This is a genomic window from Bartonella sp. AP57NXGY (assembly GCF_042195805.1).
Classification (GTDB): domain Bacteria; phylum Pseudomonadota; class Alphaproteobacteria; order Rhizobiales; family Rhizobiaceae; genus Bartonella.
Genome location: NZ_JBHIOZ010000117.1, coordinates 1 through 3,863, shown reverse-complemented (window position 1 = coordinate 3,863; position 3,863 = coordinate 1). Strand labels below are relative to the sequence as shown.

The 3,863-nt window shown below is 39.7% G+C and carries 7 protein-coding genes and 1 pseudogene; 3 read left to right on the top strand and 5 right to left on the bottom strand.

Annotated features, from left to right (window positions below; genetic code table 11):
* A pseudogene (locus ACFIL8_RS08170) lies at positions 1-189 on the bottom strand (hypothetical protein); the annotation flags it as partial.
* 52 nt (positions 190-241) lie between these two features.
* Between ACFIL8_RS08170 and ACFIL8_RS08165 the strand changes: the two are divergent.
* Both ACFIL8_RS08165 and ACFIL8_RS08160 read left to right on the top strand, forming a co-directional pair.
* On the top strand, positions 242-556 hold the full coding sequence (locus ACFIL8_RS08165) for a type II toxin-antitoxin system RelE/ParE family toxin (protein ID WP_375610725.1): 315 nt from the start codon (positions 242-244) through the stop codon (positions 554-556).
* Between the two features lie 16 nt (positions 557-572).
* Positions 573-869: a HigA family addiction module antitoxin gene (locus ACFIL8_RS08160; protein ID WP_004861504.1), complete on the top strand. Its 297-nt coding sequence runs from the start codon at positions 573-575 to the stop codon at positions 867-869.
* A 44-nt stretch (positions 870-913) separates the two neighbouring features.
* On the opposite strand, the gene ACFIL8_RS08155 is transcribed toward ACFIL8_RS08160, so the two are convergent.
* Positions 914-1,192 (bottom strand): hypothetical protein, encoded by a 279-nt coding sequence (locus tag ACFIL8_RS08155; protein ID WP_375612356.1) that lies wholly within the window; start codon positions 1,190-1,192, stop codon positions 914-916.
* A complete protein-coding gene (locus tag ACFIL8_RS08150) occupies positions 1,189-1,908 on the bottom strand; it encodes a Rha family transcriptional regulator (RefSeq protein WP_375682099.1) in 720 nt (239 codons plus the stop codon). Before ACFIL8_RS08150 ends, ACFIL8_RS08155 begins: the two co-directional genes overlap by 4 nt.
* A 382-nt stretch (positions 1,909-2,290) precedes the next feature.
* On the opposite strand from ACFIL8_RS08150, the gene ACFIL8_RS08145 reads away from it, so the two are divergent.
* Positions 2,291-3,133 carry a hypothetical protein gene (locus ACFIL8_RS08145; protein WP_375612358.1) on the top strand — a complete coding sequence of 281 codons (843 nt, stop codon included), beginning with the start codon at positions 2,291-2,293 and terminating at the stop codon, positions 3,131-3,133.
* A gap of 27 nt (positions 3,134-3,160) precedes the next feature.
* On the opposite strand, the gene ACFIL8_RS08140 is transcribed toward ACFIL8_RS08145, so the two are convergent.
* Together ACFIL8_RS08140 and ACFIL8_RS08135 are read right to left on the bottom strand one after the other, a co-directional pair.
* Positions 3,161-3,517 carry a hypothetical protein gene (locus tag ACFIL8_RS08140; RefSeq protein ID WP_375682100.1) on the bottom strand — a complete coding sequence of 119 codons (357 nt, stop codon included), beginning with the start codon at positions 3,515-3,517 and terminating at the stop codon, positions 3,161-3,163.
* 1 nt (position 3,518) lies between these two features.
* A partial coding sequence (locus ACFIL8_RS08135) for a major capsid protein (protein WP_375689382.1) occupies positions 3,519-3,863 on the bottom strand: 345 nt, incomplete at its 5' end.

Below are 3,863 nucleotides of genomic sequence, written 5' to 3'. Positions count from 1 at the left end.
AACACGCCGCCTTAAGCCAAAATCATGTCCATCTTCAATTGTTTCACTTTGTGTTGAGATATTAATAGCTGGCATTGTTTCAATAAATAAATTGAAGTCACGCATATTGAAAACATTATCACCAGCCACTGTTTTTGCTGCCTTTATCAAAGCAACAAAGCTTTCCCTTATTGTTTCTCTCGGATGCATGGGGGCTCCTGTTATTTAACATTTATCCTTTTCTTTATATTGGTATCGTGTTATGATACGTAAAAGAACGAATAAAGGTGATTTGGTGATTGAATCTTTTGCTGATAAGCGGTGTAAAGATCTTTTAGAAGGCAATCTGCCCAGAGGCTTTCCCACCACTCTAGTGCGTATAGCCCAAAGAAAGTTGTTTATGCTCGATAAAGCAGTTGATCTTAAAGATTTGCGCAGTCCTCCGGGAAATCGTCTAGAAGCGTTGAAAGGAGAGCGTAAAGGTCAATATTCTATCCGTATTAATGACCAGTTTCGTATTTGTTTTGAATGGCGCTCTAATGGTGCCTATGAAGTTGAAATCGTAGATTATCATTGATCTGTAGGAGGTCGAGATGAAAAATTATATAGCGATTCATCCCGGAGAAATTTTACGAGAGGAATATTTAAAAGAATATGCTCTCTCTGCTTATGCTCTTGCAAAAGCATTAAATGTTCCACGCACGAGAATAGAACGTATTGTTGCTGAAAATAGTCCAGTGACTCCCGATACTGCTCTCAGATTAGCCTATTTTTTTGATACTACTGCTGAATTTTGGCTTAACATGCAAGCTGCTTATGACGTTAGTATATTACAAACTGAAAAAGCAGACGAATTTGCCAAAATCAATAAATTTGAATGTAGGGTTTAACCACTCCCCATTTTAAGAACAGGGAGGGGAGTTTTGTTTTTAAGTTAAGCAACCTTTTTAATGGGGCTCTCGAAATTTGGTTCATAAGCGCGTAACAAAGAATCCATGCTATGCGGTAACTCTGAATCTCCAAAATCTGTAAGAATTGCTAAAATCTTCGTAATATTTGGAACCTCATTTTGAAGTTTTAAAATCAAAGCTTTTTCCACCATGCCCATAATCTCAATTATGGCAGTGCAATCCTCATCTCCAATGCTTTGATGATTAGAAAACTGAAACAATGCCATCCACAAATCGCATAGGAAGTTGGTATCTATCTTCATTGCACACCTCCATGAATTTGCTCTCTCAAACATGCCAATCCTCTGGATGTAATTTTTGTTGAAGGCAGCACCTTTTCTGTACCATCCGGTCTTTGAATGGTGATAGCAGGACAATCCATAAATCCTTTCTTGATCTTGTCCTGATAAGGTAACAAGGGAGCTCCTGGAGCCCGTCGATAGACCCAATCATGTTTACGCAAGTAATCCGTTAAATCCTTTGGTCGTACCTCCAACATCTTTGCTGCTTCGATAAGACCAAACAACCCATCAGAGCGTTTTAAACCATCTAAAGCTTCTGCTTTTGGAGCCAATTCGGCAATAACATGATCTTTCTGCTCAATTTGACTTTGTAGGTGATTCAAAACACCAAGTAATGCCTCAGGTTTCGAATAGTCAACTTGTGGTGTTGTTACTTGTCTTTCCAATTCTTGCCAGCGGTCAATAATCTTTGCTCGTAAAGCAGTGCTGTAACCCGAAACAAGAATTAAACACTCACGTTTGGGAAGATTGTAGCAAGGAAGGGTACGACCTGTGGAATCTTTATATAATCCTGAAAAATCACTCAGCTCAATTTTGAGCTCAGTGAGTATTTGCCGAATATCCCGCATAACATTCCGATGTTCTTTACCACATAATTCAGCAATCTCACGACTAGACATAGTCTGAGTGCTAACACTATTAGCAGTGTTTTCTCTAATTTCTATAAGTGTGTTCATGATGAACTCCTGTGTAGTTAGAAGTTTCTTATTGACATTCCAGAGGAATGCCGGGTGCTAAGAAACACGGTACACAGTCCGTCGCTATGCTTTTCCCAAAAGGGTATTTTATGGCACAGCCACACCCGACAAAACCATTATATGCGTGTAACATATAACGAGTCAAAGTTTTTAATTGGCGGAGAAGAGATTGTTTCGGCAATCTATCCGCTGTGTATTTAAAGTGTTTCTTAGGCACATGATTCGATTATTCATATCCTTATGATGATGTCAAGCATTAATATCACTTTTTTCTAAAAATGATAAGCTATCTTTACTTTATTTGTCGACTCACTTTAAATCTTTTGATTCAGTTTTTTATTTATAGCGGAGGGGGAAAATAATGCTCGATATACTTGATACAATTGCGATGATTGTATGGTTGTTATCATTGCCAGTCATTATTGTTGGACTTATTTTAATATGTATAAAAAAATGGCGGAAAAACGGACTGAAAACTCTTGGTATTGGAGCTTTATTATTTATCGGCTCTGCGATAGTAGGTGCTTCTGTACACAAAGACAAACCAAATCAAATTACACACAATAATGAAATTGTTACCTCCTCCTCGACTTCGTCAATAGATGTTGCTACTCAAGATGACAGCGTGACTCAGGCACCAGCTGAGGATACTGATAAGCAAATTACCCCCACTCAAGTTAACAAACCAGACAAAGATGATGGATTAGGCTTTTGGGGATGGGGGTTGTTAATAATCCTCACTTTTTCTGCAGGTTCCGCTTTATATAATTATTGTCTATACAGACGCAAAAAACATTTTGAACAACAAGTTGCGATGTTACAACCAGATATCCCTCCCTTTAATTTTTCCGAAGCATGTGAAATGTTTCAAGAACTTGATGCAAGTGAATATGATTATCGTCTAGCACCTAATGAAAAACTGTTGGGAGTTCAAGAATATGCTAATTTTGTTGGTAAACGTAGAGTAAATAAAATAGAACAAATGGTAGTTGTAGCACGTGGGCGTCTTTTGGTAACCGATCAAGCTATTGTGTTTGAAAGCTCTGAAAAGAATGAACGAACTACTTGGACACGAATTGCATCAGTAGACATCACATATGAGGGATGTCGGGTTCATCGCCGCTCTGGTATACCATGGAACTACAAATTCACCGCTACTCCCCAATTTGCTGCAGTGGTTAGGGCTCTTGGGCAGCCTTATTGATTTTGAAATACACAATACAAAGGTTCCTCATTGTTTTATCTCCCGCAAGATAAGCTTATACATACCGGATTCAGAGGCTTGGACATCTGTGACCACGAAGTGCTCTTGAGAAGAGGGGGCTTTGTTGTTTTCAGGAGAGAGGACCACAATACTATCTTGAGGTTTTGGTGGTATTCCCCCGATGTCATTGATACAAAGATCAAGTTCCTTTCTTGCAATTGTGGTGGAGATTTTGCCACCAGCGTCCGATTCCGAATGTTTAATGCCATAAATCGCTGTGATACGAAAAGATTGCTGGTTGTCCTTTCGCGTGTAGATGATGGGCTGCCCAAAAGTGTTGCGTACATCTTTAACCATTTGGTTTAGCAGCCCGTTCCACCGCATGTTATTTCGCTCCTATAACTGCTTTGAACAGCATTTCAGGGCGTGTGCAAATGTAAAGCGGATAGCTATAGACCTCCGGTTTTACCCATGCATTACGGTCGTGGTCGACGATAAGCATCGTGTAGAGCGGCCTTCCAACCGTGTTGGCAAAATCCAAGCTTTCACCAGGAGCAAAGGTTTTTTGGAATACACCAGGCGCATCAACAGGAAAGAATTGACATTCATCCGGCTTAATGCCTATAGCGCGCTTTGTTCCAGCCTTCGCACTCACATTATAGTTGTGAATACTCCGGTAATTAATGAAAGTCACACCCGCAAAGTCAAAACTACCAAAGCTCCCAGAGCC